This window comes from Catenovulum sp. SX2 (genome assembly GCF_052056295.1).
Classification (GTDB): Bacteria; Pseudomonadota; Gammaproteobacteria; order Enterobacterales; family Alteromonadaceae; genus Catenovulum.
The window spans coordinates 2,975,945-2,999,839 of the sequence record NZ_CP182493.1; the positions used below are offsets into that span (position 1 = coordinate 2,975,945).

A 23,895-nucleotide genomic window follows, 5' to 3' on the forward strand; every position below is an offset into this window, starting at 1 on the left:
AGGTGTTAAATGAGCCTATATCAAGAATATATGGCTGAAATCGAGAGCCGTAAAACGGAACTCGGTTTAAATCCTAAACCGATTGACAGCGCGGAGTTGCTGTCTGAAATCATTGCTCAAATCAAAGATACAGGCAATGAATTCCGTGAAGACTCTTTAAAATTCTTTATTTACAATACTTTGCCAGGTACCACACCTGCTGCGGGTGTTAAGGCTAAATTCCTAAAAGAAATTATCTTAGGCCAAGAGTCAGTTGCTGAAATTAATCCTGAATTTGCGTTTGAATTACTTTCGCACATGAAAGGTGGTCCTTCAATTGAAGTATTACTAGATCTTGCTTTAAGTGACGACGCATCTGTTGCAAAACCTGCTGCTGAAGTATTAAAAACACAAGTATTCTTATACGAAGCTGACACAGCTCGTTTAGAAGCAGCATTTAAAGCTGGTAATGCAATTGCTAAAGAAATTTTAGCAAGCTACGCACAAGCTGAGTTCTTTACTAAATTACCTGAAATTGACGAAAAAATTGAAGTTGTTACTTATATCGCTGGTGAAGGTGATATTTCAACTGACTTATTATCGCCAGGTAACCAAGCGCATTCACGTGCTGACCGCGAGTTACACGGTCAATGTATGATCACCCCAGAAGCACAACAAGAAATTGTTGCGTTACAGAAAAAACATCCAAACGCCAAAGTAATGTTAATTGCTGAAAAAGGTACTATGGGTGTAGGTTCTTCACGTATGTCTGGTGTGAATAACGTAGCTTTATGGGCGGGTAAACAAGCTTCACCATACGTTCCATTCATCAATATCGCTCCAGTTGTTGCTGGTACTAACGGTATCGCACCTATCTTCCTTACAACTGTTGATGTAACTGGTGGTATTGGTCTTGACCTTAAAAACTGGGTTAAGAAAACTGACGAAGCGGGTAATGTTGTAACTGACGAGAACGGCGACCCTGTATTAGAAGAAGCATATTCAGTTGCAACTGGTACAGTTTTAACAATTGATACTAAAGCTAAGAAGTTATACAAGGGTGACAAAGAGTTAGTAGACGTTTCTTCTGCTTTCACTCCGCAAAAAGTTGAATTTATGAAAGCGGGTGGTTCTTACGCAGTTGTATTTGGTAAGAAATTACAAACATTCGCAGCTGAAACTTTAGGTGTTGACGCGCCTGTTGTTTATGCGCCGTCGAAAGAAATTTCACACGAAGGCCAAGGTTTAACTGCGGTAGAGAAAATCTTTAACCGCAACGCTGTAGGTGTTGCATCTGATGCACCTTTACATGCTGGTTCTAACGTTCGTGTTAAAGTAAATATTGTTGGTTCGCAAGATACAACTGGCCCTATGACATGCCAAGAGTTAGAAGCTATGGCTGCTTCAACTATTTCTCCAAGTGTTGATGGTGCATACCAGTCAGGTTGTCACACAGCATCAGTTTGGGATGCAAAAGCGCAAGCAAATATCCCTAAACTAATGGCATTTATGAACAAGTTCGGTTTGATCACAGCACGTGACCCGAAAGGTGTTTACCATTCAATGACTGACGTAATTCACAAAGTATTAAACGATATTACTGTGGATGACCGTGCAATTATCATTGGTGGTGACTCACATACACGTATGTCTAAAGGTGTCGCATTTGGTGCTGACTCAGGTACAGTTGCATTAGCACTTGCAACTGGTGAATCGGCAATGCCAATTCCTCAGTCTGTTAAAGTTACCTTTACTGGCAAGATGGCTGGCCATATGGATTTCCGTGACGTTGTACACGCAACTCAAGCGCAAATGCTTAAGCAATTTGGCGGTGAGAACGTATTCCAAGGTCGTATTATTGAAGTTCACATTGGTACTTTGTTAGCAGACCAAGCTTTCACTTTCACTGACTGGACTGCAGAAATGAAAGCTAAAGCTTCAATCTGTATTTCAAATGATGAAACTTTAATTCAGTCTATTGAGCTTGCTAAGAGCCGTATCCAAATCATGATCGACAAGGGTATGGACAATGAAGCTAATATGTTAGCTGGTTTGATCAAACTTGCGGACGAGCGTATTGCTGGAATTAAATCAGGTAAAGAGCCTGCATTAGCACCAGATGACAATGCTAAGTACTATGCTGAAGTTATTGTTGATTTAGACGCAATTGATGAGCCAATGATTGCTGACCCAGACGTAAACAACGATGATGTTTCTAAGCGTTACACCCATGACGTTATTCGTCCTGTTTCATACTATGACGGCAAACCAGTTGATTTAGGTTTTGTTGGTTCTTGTATGGTACATAAAGGCGATATGCAAATTATCGCGCAAATGTTACGTAACCTTGAAAAACTAAATGGTACTGTTGAATTTAAAGCGCCATTAGTTGTTGCGCCACCAACTTACAACATTGTTGATGAGTTAAAAGCTGAAGGTGACTGGGCTGTATTAGAGAAGTATTCTGGTTTTGTATTTGACGATGCTAACCCTAAAGGTGCAGCACGTACTAAGTACGAAAACATCTTATACCTAGAGCGTCCTGGTTGTAACCTATGTATGGGTAACCAAGAAAAAGCTGAACCAGGTGACACAGTTATCGCAACTTCAACTCGTTTATTCCAAGGCCGTGTTGTAGCAGACTCTGCTGAGAAAAAAGGTGAATCTTTATTAGGTTCAACACCTTTAGTTGTACTTTCTACTGTATTGGGTCGTTTCCCTACGACTGAAGAGTATAAAGCGGCTGTTGACGGTATCGACTTAACTAAGTTCACACCGCCAGAGCAAGCTATGACGACTAAGTTTGGTGCAGCTATTCCAGCACAGCGTGTTGACTAAAATTAAACGCTAATTTAGTTAAAATAAAATCCCTGTTAATCCTAGATTAATGGGGATTTTTTCATTTGTACCTGGAGAATTAATAAACTAAGGTTATTAGAGTTTGTTAAATTCACTTTTTAGTTGATAGCTAGAGTCCGTGACGATTTTTTCTAGATTTTCAATGCGGCGGTTCAGTTGCGCTATTTGTTGTTCGAGTTCAGTGTTGCTCGATTTTTGTTGGTCAGACTTTATTTTTAGTTTGTACATATCGTAGGCAATACCTGCAACAACGACCACTGCTATCATTTCGAATACACCCATGTTTGTCTCCTTGGTGAAATTAGGATGATTTTTAATCAAGTATAACAAGCTTTATAGCAATTTGTGTTTTATTAAACAAATCAGAAGTTTAGGTTTTATTGTTCGCGAATGCAGCATAGTCATTTGAGTATAATGACGAATATTTGGTAAAAAACGCCACTTGTTATATTCATACTCCTGCAGCGGATTGGCCTAACGCACCGGCGATTGCTTGTGCAGGCACGGCAAAAACGCTAATATCGCAACATTCAATAAAAACAGCCTAAGAGCATGTAATGTCTACAATAAAAGAAGTATCAGAGCGCGCAGGTGTTTCACAAGCAACTGTCTCTCGAGTGATGAATGGGACGGCGAAAGTCGTCGAAGAAACTCGACAGAAAGTCCTAACCGCGATGAAAGAACTTGGTTATCGACCAAACGCACATGCTCAGTCGTTGGCGTCTAATCGCTCCAATAGTGTTGGTTTGCTTATTTCTGAGTTTGATGGGCCTTTCTATGGTGCTTTGATGGCTGGTGCAGAAGAAGTATTACGTGACGCGAAAAAGCGCATTTTGATATCGGCTAGCCATGGCGACAAAAAGCTTGAAGAAGAGGCGGTTGAATTTTTATTGAGTTGCCGTTGTGATGCTTTGATATTACATGCCGAAACTTTACCGGATGAGTATTTAATTGAACAAGCTAATCAAGGCACGCATGTTATTTTAATTAATCGCAACATTGAGCAAATGGAACAGCAATGTTTATATATAGACAATGAGCAAGGGGCTTATTTAGCGACTGATTATTTGATTAAAAAAGGCCACAACAGTATTGCTCATATTGCTGGCCCACAATGGAAACACGATGCTAGAGAACGTTTTTGGGGATATCAACAAGCGTTAGGCAAAAGCAATATTGGCCTTAAGTTAAATTTAGTGGTTGAAGGCAACTTCCGTGAAGACGGTGGTTATGCCGCGGCGAAAAAATTATTGGAATCGGGTGAATCTTTTAGCGCTATTGTCTGCGGTAATGATCAAACTGCATACGGTGCTATTTCTGCAATCGAAGATGCTGGTTTAAAAGTTCCTCAAGACATATCTGTTATTGGTTTTGACGATTTACCCTACAGCAGCCTGATTAAACCTAAATTGACCACAGTGCATTTTCCCATACGACAGATGGCAGCAGAAGCCGCCAGACGAATTTTAAAAGACGTTTATCACGTTAAAGATATCAATACTCAGCCGTCTAGGGTTGAAGCACATATTGTTGAGCGTGAATCGGTTAAATCTTTGTTGTAGTAGCGATTTAGCTTAAGCGCCATGGTTTTTTCTAAATTCGCTTGGAGTTACCCCATAACGACCTTTAAAAACCATCATCATATATTGTGGTGACTTGTAGCCGACAGAGTCGGCGATTTGTTGTAGAGTCATTTTGCTATTGAGCAAATAGTCCGAAACTAAATTTAACTGTTCATCAAAAATCACTTCGTGCACTGTTGCATTCAGTGCGGTTTTAAATCGTTTATCTAAATTCGCCCGAGAAATGGCTAAATGGTTGAGCACATGCACAACTTTAATGCCTTTATCTGCATTGGCTTTAATAAAAGCGAGTGCTTTGCGTACATATTCGTCGGCAATGACTTCAACATTGGTTGAATGACAAACTTGCAAACCTATTGGGTCAACTAAGTGGATCGTTTGTTGTGGTGGCACGCTCGCCATAATTTGATTCAAGATAGAGGAAGCTAAATAACCCATATGTTCACTGCCTTGGGTGACAGTACTGAGTTGATTGCCGGTTAAATCTAGAATTAAATCGTCGCCATCTACCCCGAGTACAGCAACATCTTCAGGTATGCTGACGTCTATTTGTTGGCAGGCTTCAAAAACTTGCCATGCACGCATATCGGTTGGTGCCATTATGCCAATGGGTTTAGGTAAACTCGCTATCCAATCGGCTAATTGATTGATATTTTCAACTCTGTCTACTGATACATTCTGCGGTCTTAAAACATACAAGTTTTCATCTTGGTAACCTGAATTTTTTGCATGTTCGATAAAGGCCAACTCACGCTCTTTCGCCCATCGGCTATTGACGTCAACAAAGCCGGTGTAAAAGGCTAAATTTTTTAACCCAAGTCTGCTTAAGTGCTCACAACCAAGTCGAGCAATTTCATCATTATTGGTTGCCACATAATGGATGTTTTGTGGATATTCGCTGGTTTGTCGGTATGAACTGCCAACAGCCACACAAGGGATGTTGTTTGCACAGACAAAATCGACAATTTTAGGATCATCAAAGTCAGCTATTATGCCTTCACCTTGCCAATTGGCTAAATTGTCTAGGCGGGTGACTAAGTCTTCTTCAACACAAATATGCCAATTGGCGACTTCTCTTGAATAACGTGAGATGCCTTTGATTATTTTTCTGTCGTAACCTTTGTTGGCGTTAAACAGCACAGCGACTTTTTGCAGTTTCTTCATAAATGAAATTTTTAATTAATTTTCATACGTTATATAAGAAATTTTATAAATTTAAGCTAACACAAGTTTTGTTAATATGAAACAACAAAAGTACATAAGATGTTAACTTGGCGTAACTGTGGAGGTTTGGGTGGAATCTATTGTCAGCAATCAGTATCAACAAGAAACTGGTGGCGAAAATACTTGGTTTATTATTATGGTTAGCTGTATTGCAACCATAGGTGGATTTTTATTTGGTTACGACAGTGGCGTAATTAACGGTACGGTTGAAGGTTTGCAAGTTGCATTTAACTCTGACTCTGCGGGCACAGGCTTTAATGTCGCGTCTATGTTGTTGGGATGCGCTGTTGGTGCTGCGCTTGCTGGACGTCTAGCTGACTTATATGGGCGAAAAGCCATGTTAATTTTGTCTGCTGTGATGTTTATTGTATCTGCTTGGGGCTCTGGTGTTGCGACTGGCTCGTTTGAGTTTGTTATTTATCGAGTTATTGGTGGTATTGCTGTCGGTGCTGCGAGTGTTATGACGCCTGCATATATCAGTGAAGTTGCGTTAGCTCGATATCGTGGTCGCTTAACCACAATTCAACAAGTGGCGATTATTTCGGGTTTAACAGGTGCGTTTTTAAGTAATTATTTGTTAGCTAATCTATCCGGCTCGGCATTAAATCCTTTATGGGCAGGCTATGAAACTTGGCGTTGGATGTTTTGGGTTGAGCTTATTCCTGCAAGCATTTTCTTATTTGCATTGTTTTTAATACCAGAAAGCCCAAGGTTTTTAGTTGCCAAAAGTCGTTCACAACAAGCTAAGTCGGTATTAATTAAATTGTATGGTGATGCGGAAGGTAATCGTAAATTTGCCGAAATTGAAGCGTCATTAGCTGATCAAACACAAGCTAAACATCAACCAAAGTGGTCAGATATCAAAGATAAAGTGACAGGAAAGGTTCGTCCTATTATCTGGATTGGTATTGGTTTGGCTGTATTCCAACAATTTGTTGGGATTAACGTGGTATTTTATTACGGAGCGATATTGTGGCAGTCGGTTGGTTTTTCAGAGTCAGATGCATTGTTTATAAACGTGCTGTCAGGCAGTTTAAGTATTGGTGCCTGTATTTTAGCCATTGTATTGGTCGATAAATTAGGCCGTAAACCATTATTGTGGATTGGTTCAATTGGTATGGCGATCACTTTAAGTATTGCTGCATATGCGTTTTCAACCGCCTCTTTAGATGTCGAAGGTAGCCTAAGTTTAACCTCGGACATGGGCATGCTGGCCTTGGTATCGGCCAATCTGTATGTGATATTTTTTAATATGTCATGGGGGCCGATCATGTGGGTTATGTTGGGCGAAATGTTCCCGAATCAAATTCGTGGTTTAGGTCTGGCGATTGCTGGTTTCTTCCAGTGGGTGGCAAATTTTGCCATCACTATGACTTTCCCTATCTTATTGGGTAGCGTAGGTCTTGCATATGCGTATGGTTTTTACGCTGTCTGTGCGGCTATTTCAGCTTATTTTGTGTTTAGGTGTGTGATGGAAACTAAAGGCAAAGAACTAGAGGAAATGGCTGGTTAATTGATTTAGCCACAGTTTGAAAATTTAATGATTAAAGCGCTAAGTTAACAACTTAGCGCTCGACCCAATCTGTTACCCAAATATTGAGCGCATTAAGCTGATAACTTCTTCTATTTTTTTGCCACCCATCACTTGTTTAATAATGGCGTCACGGTTGGCTTTTACAAAAGCTGGGATCTCTTCGTCTGCAAGTACACGATCTACCATAGCTGTGACCGACTCTAAACTTTTACCATTTCGTCTAACTACTGTGCTTTTGCTGCTAGCAGGTGTCGCTTTGTTCAAAGCTTTATAATAGTTAGTTTGCTGATGGGCGTTTTCTTCACTAAACCAGAATAAATCTAACAAAATCGCTCTGTGTGCAAAAATAAACTGCTCACTTTTACTGCTATTTGTCGCTAATTTCCACCATGGCATTTGTTGATAAGTTGTCACAACATCATGCCAGTAGGCTAAAAAGTCTTGGTTAGATAATTTATTGATGGCAAACGCGATAGATAAAACATCAGCCTTGGTTGAATTAAGGCTAACAAATGTGTCAGGACGGCGCAGGGCTAATAATCGAGTTGCAGGGAATAGTGGTGCTTTTTCCGGTTCAGCTTGTTGTTCAAACATTGCAACGTATTGATTTACGAAGTTTTGGTAATGTTGAAACGTTACTTCACCTTCTAGTGGAATCGCCTCTAACATAGCTTCAATTTTTTCGCCATTATGGACTACTGTCGCTAGATAGGTTTTTGCATTGCGAAAGCCAGTAAAATGCTCGACATCAAATTGATAAACACTTGGATCATGTTTGGCGGTATGTTTGCCAAAAAAGACCAGTTGGTCTTCGGCAATCATCTGACTAAATGCTTGTGATCTTAATTCTGCGAGATACTGTAAAAAGTTATGTTGTTCTAACCAAATTTCACGCTGTTGAAACTGTTCAACACTAGCGACAAAAATAGGCCAAGGGGTAATACGTAGCATTTTAAGTTGGCAAACACTAATAGCTTGTTCTAGTAATTTTAATAACTTGGCAACTTTGGGCAATTGTTCATCATCTAACAACTGATAATTGAGATGCTTGTTGCAAATTAAGTGCATGGTTTGGCACCAAGTTAAAAAATCACCGGGGATTTCATCTATAATGTCGGCGGTTTTTATCGCCAGCAAGTTTAGACTGATATCTGAGATGATCTTCAGCATGTTTTGATACAGCTGATTTTCACTTTCTGGTAAGGACATTTTTACAGGGGCGGCTAGCAGTTTCTTCATTTACTTCTTAATAATGCGCAGTGAAAGGGGCGCTGATGATACGGATTCGTTAACTTGGTTCAAGTGGCTTTTTCGGCAAACTGCTATAATTTAGTTTAACTGCACGATAAATAGTCAAACTCATAAGATAAAGTGAAGTTTGTAATTCGGGCAAAGGTTAGTTCAGGATATTTTTATGTATAAATTTGATAACGCATTTTTTAATAGTTTAATCGCAGCTATCGTCATTTTGTTGGTCATTGACTATACCACGGGTGTTAACGACAAAAGCAGTGATGTGGATGAGCAAAGTGATTCAGCTTATATCGACCGAGGCAAACAACTTGCCTTACCTAGCAAGAAACCAGATTTTAAGGCTATTCCTGCTGGTAAAGAGCGCAAAAAAGCTTTTTTTAATTATTTTTTACCTATTGTTGAGTTTCGCAATAACCAGTTATTAGCTTTGCGCGAGGAAGTTGTTGAGCTTTATGAAAAGCGCACTCAGCTAACGTCTGAGCAAATAGCTCATGTAGAAAGCATTGCCAACGAATATGACATTGAAGGGTTTTCGGTCAGCAATGAGCAGAATTGGCAGACGTTGATTCGACGAATTGATGTTGTTCCACCTTCTTTAGCGCTAGCGCAAGCGGCTAATGAAAGCGCCTGGGGTACGTCAAGGTTCGCATTGCAAGGCAATAACTTTTTTGGCCAATGGTGTTTTCGCAAAGGCTGCGGCTTAGTTCCAAAAAGTAGAGGCGAGGGGCAAGTCCATGAAGTTGCCAAGTTTAATAGTCCGCAGCAGTCGGTTTTTCGTTATATGCATAACTTAAATACCCATGAAGCTTACCGCCAGCTTCGTGGTTTACGTGAGAAGTTGCGTAATCAACAGCAAAGCATTACAGGTATTAAACTAGCGTCAGGTTTGGAGAAGTATTCTGAGCGTGGTCATGAATATATAGAAGAACTTAGACAGATGATACGTTTTAACAAATTAGACCGTTTAGATAGTTAAATTTGCCACAAGCGTATCGCTTTAATCTGGTGGTACGCTTGCTAAACTCGCTCGTTTTCGCAACTTTTCGACATTAAATGTCAAAAAAACAGTTTATTTTTAAATCTAACGCTGTCTTTCTTTTCAATTGCTCGTTTACCTTGTATCCTATCGCGCGTTACATTTCTTGACATATGTTTAATAGAGTATAGCAATGACTGATTTATCCAAATATAGAAATATTGGTATTTTTGCTCACGTAGACGCGGGTAAAACTACTTCAACTGAACGTATTCTTAAACTTACCGGTAAAATTCATAAAACTGGTGAGGTACATGACGGTGAATCTACTACCGACTTCATGGAACAAGAAGCTGAGCGTGGTATCACAATTCAATCAGCAGCAACAACTTGTTTCTGGAAAGACCACCGCTTAAACATCATAGATACCCCTGGACACGTTGACTTCACAGTTGAAGTATACCGTTCATTAAAAGTTCTTGATGGTGGTGTTGGTGTATTCTGTGGTTCTGGTGGTGTTGAGCCACAATCAGAAACTAACTGGCGCTACGCGAATGACGCAGAAGTATCTCGTTTGATCTTCGTAAACAAATTAGACCGTATGGGTGCTGATTTCTACCGCGTTGTTAACCAAGTTAAAAACGTTCTTGCAGCTAACCCATTAGTTATGACTTTACCAATTGGTATTGAAGATGACTTTAAAGGTGTTGTAGACGTATTAAGCCAAAAAGCTTACATCTGGGATGATTCAGGTTTACCTGAAAACTACGAAGTTGTAGACATTCCTGAAGATATGGTTGAAAAAGCAGCTGAATATCGTGAAATGTTGATCGAAACTGCTGTTGAGCAAGACGACGACTTAATGATGGCTTATATGGATGGTGAAGAACCAACTGTTGAGCAAATCAAAGAGTGTATCAAAAAAGGTACTCACAACTTATCTTTCTTCCCAACTTTCTGTGGTTCTGCATTTAAAAACAAAGGTATTCAACTAGTATTGGATGCAGTTGTTGATTATTTACCTTCTCCAACTGAAGTTGAGCCACAAGACTTAACTGACGAAGAAACTGGTGAGCCTACTGGTGAAAAAGCATTAGTATCTGTTGATGAGCCTTTCCGCGCATTAGCATTTAAAATTATGGATGACAGATTTGGTGCATTAACTTTCGTACGTATTTACTCTGGTAAATTAAACAAAGGTGACACCATTCTTAACTCTGCTACAGGTAAAACTGAGCGTGTTGGCCGTATGGTTGAAATGCATGCGAATGACCGTACTGAGTTAACTTCAGCACAAGCTGGTGACATCATAGCTGTTGTTGGTATGAAGAACGTACAAACTGGTCATACTTTATGTGATCCAAAAAATCCTTGTACATTAGAGCCAATGATTTTCCCTGAGCCGGTAATTTCTATCGCTGTTGCACCTAAAGATAAAGGTTCAACTGAGAAAATGGGTATCGCTATCGGTAAATTGGTTGCTGAAGATCCATCTTTCCAAGTTGAAACTGACGAAGATTCAGGTGAAACCATACTTAAAGGTATGGGTGAACTTCACTTAGACATCAAAGTTGACATCTTGAAGCGTACTTACGGTGTTGAATTAAACGTAGGTCAACCTCAAGTTGCTTACCGTGAAACTATTACTCAAGCAATTGAAGATAGCTACACGCATAAGAAACAATCTGGTGGTTCTGGTCAGTTCGGTAAAATTGATTACCGCATCCGTCCTGGTGAGCCAAACTCAGGTTTCTCATTTAAGTCTGTTGTTGTCGGTGGTAACGTTCCTAAAGAATTCTTCCCAGCAATCGAGAAAGGCTTTAAAGAGATGATGAATCACGGTGTTTTAGCTGGATTTCCAACTCTTGACGTTGAAGTTGAGTTATATGATGGTGCATACCACGCAGTTGACTCATCAGCGATCGCGTTTGAAATCGCTGCTAAAGGCGCTTTCCGTCAATCTATGAAGAAAGCTGGTCCTCAATTACTTGAGCCTGTCATGAAAGTTGACGTATTTACCCCAGAAGATCATGTTGGTGACGTAATCGGTGATATCAACCGTCGTCGTGGTATGATCAAAGACCAAGAAGCTGGTGCTACTGGTGTACGTGTTAAAGCTGACGTACCATTATCAGAAATGTTTGGTTACATAGGTCACTTACGTACTATGACATCTGGTCGTGGTCAATTCTCTATGGAATTCTCACACTACGCAGCGTGTCCACAAAACGTAGCTGACGCTGTAATTGCAGCAGAAAAAGAGAAAAAAGACGCTAAATAATCTATTAGCTGATTAACTCTTTAAAAGCCTCACTCGAAATAGTGGGGCTTTTTTGTGTTTGTTGCTTATTTAAGCAACATAATAGTTATCTCTTTTCAACATTTATATCACAACATAATCAGCATCTATATTGCCCTCAATACTAAGGTTACACCTAGCGATACTAATATCTATCGGCTGTTTCGGCGATAACGGCTTGGCTAATTTCATTAAACCGAAACTTAATCAATAGATTATTGAGGAGAGTGGCTTACAAAACGCTTTTTACCTATTATTGAAATCTGGTATCTTAATGTTTTTGGTATACTTACATCACTGTAATAATCAATGGATTTAACTACATGGCTTTGTTCTGGGTTCCACTAATAACTACAATTGGCAGTTTGATCTCTTCACGTACGGCTAAGCTAAGTCGTAATGAAACTGCTACAGTTGCCCTAATAGCGCCACTTATTGCGCTGGTTGTTTGTCTCTACCATTCTGTGGCGGTATTTAACGGCGAAACTCTTTATGAGCATATCCAATGGTTGGATGTGCTTGGTATTCACCTAAGCTTTCGGTTAGACGGCTTGTCCCTGCTATTTGCGCTGCTCATTTTAGGTATAGGCTGCTTAGTTATTTTTTATGCACGGTATTATTTAAGTGCTAAAGACTCACTGCCCAAACTATACGCTTATCTACTGTTGTTTATGACAGCTATGTTAGGCATAGTCATGTCTAATAATATGATCCAGCTGTGGTTCTTCTGGGAGCTAACCAGTATAAGTTCGTTTTTACTTATTAGTTATTGGTCGGATAAAACTGAAGCGCGTAAGGGCGCTTTAATGGCGCTAACAATTACAGGTGCCGGTGGTTTAGCCTTACTGGCGGGTTTGTTAATTCTCGGCAATATAGTTGGCAGCTACCAACTTGATCACGTTCTTGCTAGTGGTGAACTGATTAAACAAAGTCAGTGGTATGAGTTGACGCTGGTTTTAATTTTATTAGGTGCATTTACTAAATCTGCACAGTTTCCATTTCACTTTTGGTTGCCACATGCCATGGCTGCGCCGACCCCTGTTAGCGCATATCTGCACTCTGCAACCATGGTAAAAGCAGGCATATTTTTAATGGCGCGTTTCTACCCTGCATTAGCCGGTACTGAAATATGGTTTATTATTGTCAGCTTAACAGGTTTAACGACTTTGTTATTGGGTGCATATGTCGCGCTGTTTAAACATGATTTAAAAGGTTTATTGGCCTATTCAACCATCAGTCATTTAGGTTTGATCACCTTATTGCTGGGTTTAGATACAGAGCTTGCGACTGTCGCTGCTATTTTCCACATTATTAACCACGCAACTTTTAAAGCCTCGTTATTTATGGCGACAGGTATTATTGACCACGAGACAGGAACTAGGGATATGCGCAAGCTTAACGGTATGTGGAAATTTATGCCGTTTACCGCCACCTTAGCTATGGTTTCTGCAGCTGCTATGGCAGGTGTACCTTTGCTCAATGGCTTTTTATCCAAAGAGATGTTTTTTGCTGAAACCCTGCATGCTCAATTGTTGGGGTCTATGTCTTGGTTAATCCCAGTTTTAGCCACACTGGCGGGGGCATTTTCTGTTGCTTATTCTGCCCGTTTTATTCACGACGTCTTTTTTAACGGCGAACCAATTGATTTACCGAAACAACCGCATGAAGCGCCGCGTTATATGCGCGTACCGATTGAAGTACTAGTTGCAATTTGTTTATTGGTTGGCATGTTTCCGAACTTGATAGTGGATGAAATCTTAGATGCAGCTTCAAGTGCTGTGTTAACCACAAGTACACCTGTATTTGAAATTGCGCTGTGGCATGGTTTTAATTTGCCATTATTAATGAGCGCAGTTGCTGTGGCGGGCGGTATTTTAATTTATACGCTTAGAAAACACTTGTTCCAGTTTCAAGCCACGTTACCTTCTTTAGAAGGGCGTTATATATTTGAGCAAGGTCTTGAATATATCTTAGCTTGGTGCCAAAAACGTATTAGCCAGTTTGAAACTGGCTCATTACAGCGCTATACCATTATATTGATTGCAGTTGTGTTATTTTTTGCTGGCGCACCATTATTTGATATGCAGAGGTTGGTTGGTGAAAGTGAACCTCATTCAATTGATATGTTTAATGCAGTAGGAACCGGATTATTAATTGCAGGTGCGCTTGCTACTGTTATTTGGCATCGCCATCGTATGATCTCGCTGATTATGATTTCTGTTGTTGGCCTTATGGTGTCGGTGGCGTTTACCCGCTTCTCCGCTCCGGATTTAGCTCTTACACAGCTTAGTGTGGAAGTAGTTACTGTGGTATTATTGATGCTTGCGCTCTTCTTCTTACCGCAAAAAACGCCTAAAGAATCTAGTTCAATCCGAGTATTGCGAGATTTACTTATCGCCACAGGTTGTGGTGTTGTGGTTGGCAGTATTTGTTATGCGTTAGTTACCCGGCCACTTGATTCTATCTCGCAATTTTTCATTGCCAATGCAAAAACTGGTGGCGGTGGTACCAATGTGGTTAATGTTATTTTGGTCGACTTCAGGGGTTTTGATACCCTAGGTGAAATTACCGTATTAGGCATAGCGGCACTTGGTATTTACAAATTACTCAATAATTTACCTTTATTTATGCCATCAACTGACAGTGAAGGGCGTAAATGGGCTTTAGAGAAGTATCCTTTGTTGCTTGCGACTATATCGCAAACCTTGTTGCCTTTAGCCTTGTTGGTTTCGGCATTCATATTCATTCGAGGCCACAATTTACCGGGCGGTGGTTTTATTGCCGGTTTAGTGACAGCGACAGCGATTATTTTGCAGTATATTGCGCACGGTTCTAATTGGGTTAATGAGCGATTATTCTTTAACTACCGTAAAATTATCGCGACTGGAGTTTTGATTGCCTTTGTTTGTGGTGCGGGTAGCCTGATGTTTGATAAGCCATTTTTAACCAGTTGGTTTGATTATTTTGATATTCCGTTAGTTGGAAAAACTGAGCTTGCCAGTGCTATGGTGTTTGATCTGGGTGTATACATTACTGTTGTTGGTGCAACTATGATGATTTTGGCTAGTTTAGGCAAACTGACAGCCCATGATGAAGTAAAAACCAATACTAAAACAATAGGAGCCAATAAATAATGGAGTTGTTATATTCGGTTTGTGTCGGCGTGTTGGTGAGCTGTGGGGTTTTTCTAATTCTTCGTGCTCGTAGTTTTCCAATTGTTTTAGGTTTGACCATGTTGTCTTATGCGGTGAATTTATTTTTATTTGCATCAGGCCGCTTAACCATTAACAAAGCGGCAATTTTAAGTGCAAATGAACAGTATGCTGATCCACTACCACAAGCTCTGGTTTTAACCGCAATCGTTATCGGTTTTGCTATGACGGCTTTTTCGGTGATTTTAGCAATTAGAGCACGTGCCGATTTAGGTAATGATTATGTGAATCAGCAAACGAATAATAAAATTGGAGTTAAAAAATAGTCATGCAGCATATTGTCGCTTTTCCAATTTTATTTCCGCTATTTAGTGCGCTGCTGTTGCTTTTACCACCTTGTGGTAAAAACCTCAAAGTAAGAAGAATTGCATCTATTAGTTTCTCAATCATAGCACTAACAATTAATCTTTGTTTGTTAAGAAAAATCTTAGAACTTGGTACTTTGAGTTATGCGATAGGTAATTGGCAAGCACCCTTCGGTATTGTGCTACACGCTGATTTATTTGCTGTGGCACTAACCAGTTTAGCGTCGTTTTTAACCTTGTGCTGTGTGTTATTTAGCTGTGCTGGTGATGATGCCCGTGGGAGCTTTTTCCATCCTTTAGTGCAGTTTTTATTGATGGGGGTTAGTGGGGCATTTTTAACCGGTGACTTGTTCAACCTCTTTGTCTTTTTTGAGGTGCTTCTTATTGCATCTTACTCTTTGTTGATGCATGCCGCGGATAAACACAATACGCGTGGTGCTTTGCATTATGTCATTCTTAATTTAGTCGGCTCAGCGGTATTTCTGATTGCGCTAGGAACAATTTATGGTGTTGTTGGTAGTCTAAATATTCAAGATGTGGCTGTGCGAATTACACAGTTAACTGGTGATGATGTCTATCTTGCTATGATAGGCGGTTCACTATTGTTAATTGTATTTGCATTAAAAGCTGCGCTACTGCCTTTACATATGTGGTTGCCGGGCACTTACTCAAATGCAATGCCAGTTGTCGCCGCGTTATTTGCCATTATGACTAAAGTTGGGATTTATTCGATTATTCGAGTTTACAACTCTATTTTTAGTCAAGGTAGTGGCCCGCTCGGTGCCATGGGGCAAGATATATTATGGTATGCGGCGCTAGCAACTATTGTGGTTGGTACTATTGGTGTGCTCGCTAGTAAAGACATGAGTAAATTAGTGGCTAATTTAATTGTGGTTTCAGCCGGTACCTTGGTTGCGTTAGCCAGTATGCAGCAAATGCAAGCAACGGCCGCTGCAATCTATTATTTAATCCACTCAACTTTGGTTTGTGCCGCACTGTTTTTATGTGTTGATTTAATTGCTAGTCAGCGTGGAAAAGTGGCAGACAGGATCACCACTGGTCGACCGGTTAAACAAGGTTTATTAATCGGAGTTGTGTTTTTTGTCGCAGCTTTGGCTGTTGTTGGTATGCCGCCACTTTCTGGTTTTATCGGCAAAATCTGGCTGTTAAAAGCGACTTATCAACACGGTGAGTATGCTTTATTCTGGCCGATTTATCTTGTGTCTAGTTTGTTGGTATTGGTTGGTATTACCCGAGCTGGCAGTATAGTGTTCTGGCAAAATACCCCAACTGATGTGGATAAAATGGATACTAAACCTGCACATAAAGCACAAATTTACGCTGTTTATGTTTTAGTGAGTGCATCACCGCTTATGGTTGTTTTTGCTAAGCCGCTTAGCGATTTTTGTCTGCAGGCTGCCATGCAGATACATCAAGTGACTGCAATTGCGCCACTTGCAGGAGGGCACTAATGAATCGTTATTTCCCAGCGCCAGCCACCAGTATTTTGTTATTGGTTGTTTGGTTATTATTAAATAACAGTATTTCTTTTGGTCAAATTTTATTGGGCGCCTTGTTGGCGATTGTCATTCCTATGGCAACTCAGCCGTTTACCGACGAGCACCCAAGAGTTAAACGGCCAATGTTGGCGATTAAACAATTATTAATTGTTTTGTTTGATATTATTACCGCCAATATTCAGGTGGCAATTTTAATTATTGGCCCGAATAAAAAGCTTCGTCCTGCGTTTGTTAAAGTGCCACTTGATATGACAGATGCACTGCCTATCACTTTGCTTGCAAGTACAGTATCGTTAACCCCAGGAACTGTCAGCGCTGAGGTTTATCCTATTAGCGAAGAGCATGACGACTGGGATAATAAAGAGCAAAAATATTTGTTGATCCACGTATTAGATTTAAACGATGAGAGCAAACTCATAGAGCAAATTAAAAGCCGTTATGAAGCGCCACTGAAGGAGATTTTCCAATGTTAGGTAGTGTGATTATTTTGGTGTTTGCTATGCTAGGTTTGGCATTGTTATTAAATATTTGGCGGCTATTTAAAGGGCCATCAGTGCCTGATCGTATTTTAGCGCTGGATACTATGTATATTAACAGCATAGCTGTTATTGTGTTGTATGGCCTGCACAATGGTACCGGCTTGTATTTTGAAGCCGCCTTGCTTATTGCTATGTTAGGTTTTGTGAGCACAGTGGCTTTGTGTAAATATTTATTAAGAGGCGATTTGATCGAATAATGATGATTTACGAATGGATAGTCTCAATTTTATTATTGTTGGGCGGCACTCTGATACTTATTGGTTCAGTTGGTTTGGTAAAAATGCCTGACTTTTTTATGCGCCTGCATGGGCCAACTAAAGCGACCACACTAGGCATGGCTTGTTTGTTGATTGGGGCTATGATTTATTTCTCCGCGACCCATACAGATTATAGTTTTAAAGAAATCCTGATCTCAATTTTTCTGTTGATAACTGCACCTATTAGTGGATATATACTGATCAAATCAGCTATCCACCATCAGCTAAAGGCGAGACAAGATACCCAAGGTATGGATAAAATCGAACGAGATTAATCTCTCAGATTAATTTTGATATAACTCTAACGGCAAGCCATCAGGATCTTGAAAGAATGTAAATGCCTTGCCAGTTAGCTCATCTATTCGAACATCTTCCACTGCTATACCTTGTTGCTCCAACCATGACTTAGCTGCAGCGACATCATCTACTTTAAAAGCTAAATGACGCAAGCCTTGTGCTTCTGGACGAGAAGGGCGCTCTGGTGGATTAGGGAAAGAAAACAGTTCTATTTGACAGTGGTTGTCTACCGCTAAATCTAATTTGTATGAATCGCGTTCTGCTCTGTATGTTTCTGCGATGACATCAAAACCTAAAATTTGTGTATAAAAGGCTTTCGATTCTTGATAGTCAGAGCAAATAATCGCGATATGGTGAATTTGTTTTATATTAAGCATTAGTGAAACCCTCTAACTCGCTGATGATTTTCAGCGCTTGCTGCGCATTTGTGCCACAAATCTGTCGATCAGCTTTAAATTGTAGGCAGACTTTAGGCCTTTCAGGTAGGCCAAAAATTTTGCACAAATTATTTTCATCAAGTTGTATGCAGCGTACACCAGCTGGTTTGCCATTTGGCATGCCTGGAATTGGGCTAGAGATTGATGGGGCGATACAACAAGCGCCACAACCTGGATTACATTGCATTAAATTAGCCTTTGATAAAATTTACTATCGCCAAAAACAACAATAGCCGGAAAACCGGCTATTGAAACACATATGTTTATGCTGAATTATAAAATTACTTGAACTTATAACTCACCCATAGCATTACGGAGTTTTTTCATTGCGTTAGCTTCAAGCTGACGAACACGCTCGGCAGAAACACTGTATTTTTCGGCTAACTCTTGTAGCGTTAATTTGTTGCCATCGTCTAACCAACGAGTACGGATAATGTCTTGGCTACGCTCATCTAAGGTTTGAATCGCATGCAACAAGCGGTTATTTGCATGATTATCCCACTGGTTATTTTCAACATGCATTGCAACATCAGACGACGAATCTTCTAAATATTGTGCAGGTGCAAAGCTGGTGCTTTCGTCATCATCGTTGGTTAAGTCAAAAGCTGTATCCTGGTTGCTCATACGGCTTTCCATTTCAAGCACTTCTGAGCGGCTTACACCTAAATCGTCAGCGACTTTATCAACCTCGGCGTTATTAAACCAACCTAAACGTTTTTTCGATTTACGTAGGTTAAAGAACAACTTACGTTGTGCTTTTGTGGTTGCAACTTTAACGATGCGCCAATTTTTTAATACGTATTCGTGGATTTCTGCTTTGATCCAATGCACGGCAAAAGAGACTAGACGTACACCAACTGATGGATCAAAACGTCTAACAGCTTTCATTAAGCCTACATTACCTTCTTGGATTAGATCTGCTTGTGGCAAACCATAACCCGAGTAGCTTTTGGCAATGTGCACAACAAAACGCAAATGCGACATGATAAGTTGTTGTGCAGCTTCTAAATCACCGTCGTTAAATAATCTTTCGCCTAAGCTTTTTTCTTGCTCAGCGGTTAATACAGGAATGCTATTTACGCTTTGGATATAAGAATCCAGACTACCCGTTTGAGGGGTCAACATTAATGCTGTAGATGTAGATGACGTTGTCATGAATCACTCCAGTCCGGTTACCTTGATGAGAACATTTTATCAATATCGATTTTAACACTCAACAACCGATTATATAGGGTTGTGATGGTTTTTCTTCAAGGACCAATTAATCATTTAATAAGGTTATAACTGCTTTGTTAGAGCCAAGTCAACCTATTTTGTTCCGTCAACATACCACATTGAGATTAGATTTTTATATTAGTGCGTTATATTAAATAGCGATTGCTTTCAGATTGGTTATTTATTACACGTTAAATGGTGTTTATCGTACAATTTGCTGGCTATTCTGCCGAACTGACATTAATCTGTAAGAGAATGTTAAAAAAAGATAACCAAGTTGTATCTATTGAGAGTGGTTTATGTATTCTTATGTCGCGCGCCAAGCAATACTTAATGTGGAAGAGGAAATCGTTGGATACGAATTGTTATTTAGGGATGGGGTCGAGAATGCATTTCCGGATATATGCCCAGATCAGGCAACCTCACAAATATTAACCTCGAATCATTTAACCAAAGGGTTGGAATCCATCACGGATGGTAAATGCACTTATATTAATTTCTTTGACGATACCTTAATTAACCGCTTTCCAACTTCGCTTGATCCTAAAAATGTGGTGATTGAAATTTTAGAGAGTGTCGAAATTAGCGAAGAGCTACTAGATGCTTGTCGAGCGTTAAAAAAGCAAGGATATAGATTAGCGTTAGACGACCATAACTTTGACCCAGTATGGGATATCTTCTTGCCTTATATTGACACTATTAAAGTAGATGTTCGTCAATTCAATATATTACAGATTAGTAAATATGTTCGGCGCATCGCCGGATTTGGCGTCAAGCTATTAGCTGAGAAGGTTGAAACCCGTGAAGAATTTGAGCAGCTTAAAACTTTAGGTTTTCAATATTACCAAGGTTACTTTTTTGCTCGTCCTGAGGTGTTGAAATCTAAACAAATTAAAGCGAATAAACTTAACTTGCTGCAGCTTATTTCACAAGCTAGCCGCAAAGATATGGATATTGATAAGGTGAGCCAAATCTTGGCGCAAGACGTGGCTTTATCTTATAAGCTATTGCGTTTTATCAATAGCGCAGGTTTTAATTCTAGCCAAAAAATTACTTCATTAAAGCATGCGATAGTGTATATGGGCGAAGCAGAGGTGAAAAAATTTATCTCGTTGTTAGCCTTAGCTAATTTAAGCGGTGGTAAGCCCGATGAAATTATGGTTTTGTCATTAGCTCGTGCGCGCTTTTGCAGCCATATTGCGCAGGCAAGGGGCGATGATGAAAACCCACCTATGGCGTTTTTGGTTGGCATGCTGAGTTTGGTCGATGCCTTGTTAGATGAAACTATGGATACTTTGGCAACTAAACTGCCGGTGGCCGATGAAATTAAACAGGGATTAATTGATCAGAAAGGGGTGTTGGGTTTGTATCTCAAATTGGCACTCAATTATGAAAAAGCACAATGGGATGAAGCTGAAACTTTGTCAATGGCAATACGTGTGCCGATTAATGATATTCATGAATTTTATCAAGAATCTTTGGCGTGGGCGGATAAAATTCGTAATGGCGAGCGCAGTTGAGGTGGAGCACAGGCTAGCTGCTGTGCTCATCTTCAAAATAGGTATAACCTTCAATGCCGGTTTTCAGCATTAAATAGTACTCATCTTTTTGTTCTGGAGTCAGTTTTGATTGGCTCAGTTGCGACATATAGTTTTCCAACAAATACGATTGTTGGAAGTGCACTGTTTTTAATGCTGTTTCTGCTGTATCACCATGCAATACATGGTTAATACGCATTTTTCCAGCTGCATCAAACTCTAAGTGAGCTGAGTCTGTGTCGCCAAATAAGTTATGCATATCGCCCAAAATTTCTTGATACGCACCAACCATGAAAATACCTAAGTAGTATGGATTGTCTGTGTCAAATTTAGGCACTGGTAAGCTACTTTCAATCCCCATACCATCAGCATATTGTTTAATTTGCCCGTCTGAATCACAGGTAATATCTTGCACTATGGCACGCTCAGACAATTCTTGTTCCATATGGCTTAACGGCACAACTGGGAAAATTTGTTGAATACCCCAAGCGTCAGGCAAAGATTGGAACAATGAGAAATTACAGAAAAGTTTGCATGCGAGCTTTTCATCTAACTCGACGCGTAATTCTCGGTGTGAACGTGCATTGTTGTCGAGATTGTCTCTAACAATGTACAGCATTGAGAAGTAGAAACTTTCAAATTCAGCCCAATGCGTTAATGAAATTAATCCCAGAGTGAATTTTTGTTGTGCTTCAGCAAAATAGTGCACCGCATCGTGGTAACACTCAATTGCGCGACGTGGCGAAACACTTTCACTGAGTTTTATTAACTCGACAGTTTCTGCTGGAGCATCGGCACTGGCAATAAAAGGTGCAGCGAGACGAACCGGTTGTTCACTGTCGATAATATTAGATAAGAGTACCGCATGGTGCGCTGTCATAGCACGGCCAGATTCGGTAATAATGTTTGGTTCAACTACGCCATTGGCATGGCAGGTTTCGCTAATACCAGCAACTATGTTACGCGCATATTCATGCATATCATAGTTCATGGAACATTGGCTTCGACTGCCGCTGCCTTCGTAGTCAACGCCTAAACCACCACCTACATCTAAGGTATCAACCGCTAACCCCATGTTTTTTAATTCAACGTAATAACGTGCACATTCTTTTATTGCTACTTGAATATCACGAATATTGGCGATTTGTGAGCCAATATGGAAATGGATTAGTTGAAACAAATGGGTTTGTTTATGTTGTTTTAATAGCTCAATTGCTTGTAATAACTGGTGTGAGGTTAAACCAAATTTACCTTTTTCACCGCCGGAATCTTGCCAACGGCCTTTACCAACAGTGTTTAAACGAATACGAATACCAATCGCAGGTGCCGCACCCATTTTTTCCGCTTCTTTTAATAAGGTTTTTAATTCGGATAGTTTTTCAATAACAACATAAACTTGGTGGCCCATCTGTTGGCCAATAATCGCAAGTTGCAAAAATTCGCTGTCTTTATAACCGTTACAGACTATTTTTAACGGTTCAGTGGTAGCACCTAAAATAGCCAATAATTCTGGTTTACTGCCTGCTTCTAAGCCAATTTTTGGTGTGACCCTTAATAACTGTTCAACCACACTGTGCTGTTGGTTAACTTTAATCGGATATACAGCATGATATTTACCTGAATAATCATGTTGTGCAATTGCATCTTTAAAAGCTAACTGTAGCGCTTGTACACGATCTCTTAGAATATCGGTAAAGCGGACTAAAATAGGTAAGCGTAAACCTGCTAGTTGAAGGTCGTGAACTATCTTATTAAAGGCGATTTGTAATTGTGGTTTGCCTTTAGGTTGGGCAACCAATTCACCTTGATTATTGATGTCAAAATAACCATCACTCCAATTAGCAACGTTATATATTTGTTTAGCGTGTTGAATCAAACTATCAGTCATTAGCGAATAAAATTGAGTCTTAACAAGTAAAACGAATAGTGTAATCTGATTATGCCGTATGAGCTATAATTGATTTAGTTTTTTAACTTTGCTTGGTTAAATTGAAGGACATTGTATGGCGGACACTTCAACTCAAAATTGGTACTCAGAACAAAATCAAGCGGCCGGAGCTGCCGTGTCTTTAAGACTGAAGCATAAGGTGGTAGAAAAACAATCACCTTTTCACAAAGTAGAAATTTATCAAACGACAGATTTTGGTTATTTGATGGTCATAGATGGCTGCACTAAGTTAAGTAGTCGCGATAATTTTTTTTATCATGAAATGATGACTCATCCTGCGTTATTCAGTCACCCTCAACCAAAAAGCGTTTTGATTATTGGCGGTGGCGACTGTGGCTGTTTACAGCAGGTATTAAAGCATCCGCAGGTGGAACGAGTTACTCAAGTCGAGATGGATAGTTTAATTACTGAGGTGGCAAAAAAATATTTTCCAGAATTATCTACTAATAATCAAGATGATAGGGCTGAGCTATTATTTAGCCAAAGTGTTGATTTTGTCTATGGATTAGCCAGCAATAGTTTTGACATTATTATTATCGATTCAATGCATGCGGTTGACCTAAATGAAGATTCAGCCCACCAAGATTTTTATCAAGCCTGCTTTGCTGCATTGACTGAACAGGGAATTTTAATCCAACAAAGTGGCTCGCCGCTGTTGCATCAACACCTGATTAAAAACACCCGCGACAATATGGCTAAAGCAGGTTTTATTCAATTGCAAACTCTGTTGTTCCCTAAACCTATTTACCCCGGCGGCACTTGGACGTGCACTATGGCGTTGAAATCTGCTGATGCAGGCAATTATAGAGTTAATGATGCGGCTATGCTTGCTGAGAAATTAGAATACTATAACGCGGATATTCACCAGCTAAGCAGTAAATTACCAAATTTTATTGCCAATAACTTGTAAGACTTTTAA

Annotated in this window: 20 protein-coding genes; 13 read left to right on the forward strand and 7 right to left on the reverse strand. The window is 39.9% G+C overall.

What is annotated here, in order from left to right:
- The first annotated feature begins 9 nt into the window (after positions 1-9).
- The gene (locus tag ACMZOO_RS12430) at positions 10-2,817 is read left to right on the forward strand and encodes a bifunctional aconitate hydratase 2/2-methylisocitrate dehydratase (RefSeq protein WP_440903646.1); all 2,808 of its coding nucleotides are present in this window, start codon (positions 10-12) and stop codon (positions 2,815-2,817) included.
- Between the two features lie 96 nt (positions 2,818-2,913).
- On the opposite strand, the gene ACMZOO_RS12435 is transcribed toward ACMZOO_RS12430, so the two are convergent.
- On the reverse strand, positions 2,914-3,120 hold the full coding sequence (locus tag ACMZOO_RS12435) for a hypothetical protein (RefSeq protein WP_440903648.1): 207 nt from the start codon (positions 3,118-3,120) through the stop codon (positions 2,914-2,916).
- Between the two features lie 275 nt (positions 3,121-3,395).
- Between ACMZOO_RS12435 and ACMZOO_RS12440 the strand changes: the two genes are divergently transcribed.
- On the forward strand, positions 3,396-4,400 hold the full coding sequence (locus tag ACMZOO_RS12440) for a LacI family DNA-binding transcriptional regulator (protein ID WP_440903650.1): 1,005 nt from the start codon (positions 3,396-3,398) through the stop codon (positions 4,398-4,400).
- 12 nt (positions 4,401-4,412) lie between these two features.
- On the opposite strand, the gene ACMZOO_RS12445 is transcribed toward ACMZOO_RS12440, so the two are convergent.
- Positions 4,413-5,585 (reverse strand): XylR family transcriptional regulator, encoded by a 1,173-nt coding sequence (locus ACMZOO_RS12445; protein WP_440903652.1) that lies wholly within the window; start codon positions 5,583-5,585, stop codon positions 4,413-4,415.
- Positions 5,586-5,715: 130 nt separating this feature from the next.
- Between ACMZOO_RS12445 and ACMZOO_RS12450 the strand changes: the two genes are divergently transcribed.
- Complete coding sequence (locus ACMZOO_RS12450) at positions 5,716-7,158, forward strand: sugar porter family MFS transporter (RefSeq protein WP_440903654.1); 1,443 nt, start codon at positions 5,716-5,718, stop codon at positions 7,156-7,158.
- Between the two features lie 72 nt (positions 7,159-7,230).
- Here the strand turns inward: ACMZOO_RS12450 and ACMZOO_RS12455 are convergent, their stop codons facing one another.
- A complete protein-coding gene (locus ACMZOO_RS12455; protein ID WP_440903656.1) occupies positions 7,231-8,418 on the reverse strand; it encodes a hypothetical protein in 1,188 nt (395 codons plus the stop codon).
- Between the two features lie 175 nt (positions 8,419-8,593).
- On the opposite strand from ACMZOO_RS12455, the gene ACMZOO_RS12460 reads away from it, so the two are divergent.
- The 8 genes from ACMZOO_RS12460 to ACMZOO_RS12495 all read left to right on the forward strand — a co-directional run bounded on the left by ACMZOO_RS12460 (position 8,594) and on the right by ACMZOO_RS12495 (position 17,816).
- Positions 8,594-9,409 carry a glucosaminidase domain-containing protein gene (locus ACMZOO_RS12460; RefSeq protein ID WP_440903658.1) on the forward strand — a complete coding sequence of 272 codons (816 nt, stop codon included), beginning with the start codon at positions 8,594-8,596 and terminating at the stop codon, positions 9,407-9,409.
- Between the two features lie 193 nt (positions 9,410-9,602).
- Positions 9,603-11,690 (forward strand): elongation factor G, encoded by a 2,088-nt coding sequence (gene fusA, locus ACMZOO_RS12465; RefSeq protein ID WP_440903660.1) that lies wholly within the window; start codon positions 9,603-9,605, stop codon positions 11,688-11,690.
- 341 nt (positions 11,691-12,031) lie between these two features.
- Positions 12,032-14,842, forward strand: a complete 2,811-nt coding sequence (locus ACMZOO_RS12470; RefSeq protein ID WP_440903661.1) for a monovalent cation/H+ antiporter subunit A — start codon at positions 12,032-12,034, stop codon at positions 14,840-14,842.
- Positions 14,842-15,186 (forward strand): Na+/H+ antiporter subunit C, encoded by a 345-nt coding sequence (locus ACMZOO_RS12475; protein WP_440903662.1) that lies wholly within the window; start codon positions 14,842-14,844, stop codon positions 15,184-15,186. The genes ACMZOO_RS12470 and ACMZOO_RS12475 overlap by 1 nt, the downstream gene beginning before the upstream one ends.
- A gap of 2 nt (positions 15,187-15,188) precedes the next feature.
- Positions 15,189-16,697 (forward strand): monovalent cation/H+ antiporter subunit D, encoded by a 1,509-nt coding sequence (locus ACMZOO_RS12480; RefSeq protein WP_440903663.1) that lies wholly within the window; start codon positions 15,189-15,191, stop codon positions 16,695-16,697.
- Positions 16,697-17,218, forward strand: coding sequence for a Na+/H+ antiporter subunit E (locus tag ACMZOO_RS12485; RefSeq protein ID WP_440903664.1), 522 nt, complete (start codon positions 16,697-16,699; stop codon positions 17,216-17,218). The genes ACMZOO_RS12480 and ACMZOO_RS12485 overlap by 1 nt, the downstream gene beginning before the upstream one ends.
- Positions 17,212-17,481: a K+/H+ antiporter subunit F gene (locus ACMZOO_RS12490; RefSeq protein WP_440903665.1), complete on the forward strand. Its 270-nt coding sequence runs from the start codon at positions 17,212-17,214 to the stop codon at positions 17,479-17,481. Before ACMZOO_RS12485 ends, ACMZOO_RS12490 begins: the two co-directional genes overlap by 7 nt.
- 2 nt (positions 17,482-17,483) lie before the next feature.
- Entirely contained in the window at positions 17,484-17,816 is a 333-nt protein-coding gene (locus ACMZOO_RS12495; RefSeq protein ID WP_440906305.1) for a Na+/H+ antiporter subunit G, read from the forward strand.
- A 9-nt stretch (positions 17,817-17,825) separates the two neighbouring features.
- Here the strand turns inward: ACMZOO_RS12495 and gloA2 are convergent, their stop codons facing one another.
- The 3 genes from gloA2 to rpoH form a co-directional block, all read right to left on the reverse strand.
- Positions 17,826-18,215, reverse strand: a complete 390-nt coding sequence (gene gloA2, locus ACMZOO_RS12500) for an SMU1112c/YaeR family gloxylase I-like metalloprotein (protein ID WP_440903666.1) — start codon at positions 18,213-18,215, stop codon at positions 17,826-17,828.
- Positions 18,208-18,462 (reverse strand): YkgJ family cysteine cluster protein, encoded by a 255-nt coding sequence (locus ACMZOO_RS12505; protein WP_440903667.1) that lies wholly within the window; start codon positions 18,460-18,462, stop codon positions 18,208-18,210. Before ACMZOO_RS12505 ends, gloA2 begins: the two co-directional genes overlap by 8 nt.
- 104 nt (positions 18,463-18,566) lie before the next feature.
- Positions 18,567-19,430: an RNA polymerase sigma factor RpoH gene (gene rpoH / locus ACMZOO_RS12510; protein WP_440903668.1), complete on the reverse strand. Its 864-nt coding sequence runs from the start codon at positions 19,428-19,430 to the stop codon at positions 18,567-18,569.
- Between the two features lie 359 nt (positions 19,431-19,789).
- Here rpoH and ACMZOO_RS12515 point away from each other — a divergent pair, with 359 nt between their 5' ends.
- Positions 19,790-21,010, forward strand: a complete 1,221-nt coding sequence (locus ACMZOO_RS12515) for an EAL and HDOD domain-containing protein (RefSeq protein WP_440903669.1) — start codon at positions 19,790-19,792, stop codon at positions 21,008-21,010.
- A 13-nt stretch (positions 21,011-21,023) separates the two neighbouring features.
- Here ACMZOO_RS12515 and speA read toward each other — a convergent pair whose 3' ends face one another.
- On the reverse strand, positions 21,024-22,916 hold the full coding sequence (gene speA, locus ACMZOO_RS12520; protein ID WP_440903670.1) for a biosynthetic arginine decarboxylase: 1,893 nt from the start codon (positions 22,914-22,916) through the stop codon (positions 21,024-21,026).
- A 115-nt stretch (positions 22,917-23,031) separates the two neighbouring features.
- Here speA and speE point away from each other — a divergent pair, with 115 nt between their 5' ends.
- Positions 23,032-23,886, forward strand: a complete 855-nt coding sequence (gene speE / locus ACMZOO_RS12525; RefSeq protein ID WP_440903671.1) for a polyamine aminopropyltransferase — start codon at positions 23,032-23,034, stop codon at positions 23,884-23,886.
- The last annotated feature ends 9 nt before the right edge of the window (positions 23,887-23,895 follow it).

Bases quoted from the DNA above. Each gene is read 5' to 3' on its own strand.
- speA (WP_440903670.1), bottom strand. From the start codon at position 22,916: ATGACTGATAGTTTGATTCAACACGCTAAACAAATATATAACGTTGCT.
- ACMZOO_RS12470 (WP_440903661.1), top strand. From the start codon at position 12,032: ATGGCTTTGTTCTGGGTTCCACTAATAACTACAATTGGCAGTTTGATC.
- rpoH (WP_440903668.1), bottom strand. From the start codon at position 19,430: ATGACAACGTCATCTACATCTACAGCATTAATGTTGACCCCTCAAACG.
- ACMZOO_RS12515 (WP_440903669.1), top strand. From the start codon at position 19,790: ATGTATTCTTATGTCGCGCGCCAAGCAATACTTAATGTGGAAGAGGAA.
- fusA (WP_440903660.1), top strand. From the start codon at position 9,603: ATGACTGATTTATCCAAATATAGAAATATTGGTATTTTTGCTCACGTA.
- ACMZOO_RS12485 (WP_440903664.1), top strand. From the start codon at position 16,697: ATGAATCGTTATTTCCCAGCGCCAGCCACCAGTATTTTGTTATTGGTT.
- speE (WP_440903671.1), top strand. From the start codon at position 23,032: ATGGCGGACACTTCAACTCAAAATTGGTACTCAGAACAAAATCAAGCG.
- ACMZOO_RS12480 (WP_440903663.1), top strand. From the start codon at position 15,189: ATGCAGCATATTGTCGCTTTTCCAATTTTATTTCCGCTATTTAGTGCG.
- ACMZOO_RS12475 (WP_440903662.1), top strand. From the start codon at position 14,842: ATGGAGTTGTTATATTCGGTTTGTGTCGGCGTGTTGGTGAGCTGTGGG.
- ACMZOO_RS12430 (WP_440903646.1), top strand. From the start codon at position 10: ATGAGCCTATATCAAGAATATATGGCTGAAATCGAGAGCCGTAAAACG.
- ACMZOO_RS12460 (WP_440903658.1), top strand. From the start codon at position 8,594: ATGTATAAATTTGATAACGCATTTTTTAATAGTTTAATCGCAGCTATC.
- ACMZOO_RS12445 (WP_440903652.1), bottom strand. From the start codon at position 5,585: ATGAAGAAACTGCAAAAAGTCGCTGTGCTGTTTAACGCCAACAAAGGT.
- ACMZOO_RS12490 (WP_440903665.1), top strand. From the start codon at position 17,212: ATGTTAGGTAGTGTGATTATTTTGGTGTTTGCTATGCTAGGTTTGGCA.
- ACMZOO_RS12440 (WP_440903650.1), top strand. From the start codon at position 3,396: ATGTCTACAATAAAAGAAGTATCAGAGCGCGCAGGTGTTTCACAAGCA.
- ACMZOO_RS12455 (WP_440903656.1), bottom strand. From the start codon at position 8,418: ATGAAGAAACTGCTAGCCGCCCCTGTAAAAATGTCCTTACCAGAAAGT.
- ACMZOO_RS12435 (WP_440903648.1), bottom strand. From the start codon at position 3,120: ATGGGTGTATTCGAAATGATAGCAGTGGTCGTTGTTGCAGGTATTGCC.
- ACMZOO_RS12505 (WP_440903667.1), bottom strand. From the start codon at position 18,462: ATGCAATGTAATCCAGGTTGTGGCGCTTGTTGTATCGCCCCATCAATC.
- ACMZOO_RS12495 (WP_440906305.1), top strand. From the start codon at position 17,484: ATGATTTACGAATGGATAGTCTCAATTTTATTATTGTTGGGCGGCACT.
- gloA2 (WP_440903666.1), bottom strand. From the start codon at position 18,215: ATGCTTAATATAAAACAAATTCACCATATCGCGATTATTTGCTCTGAC.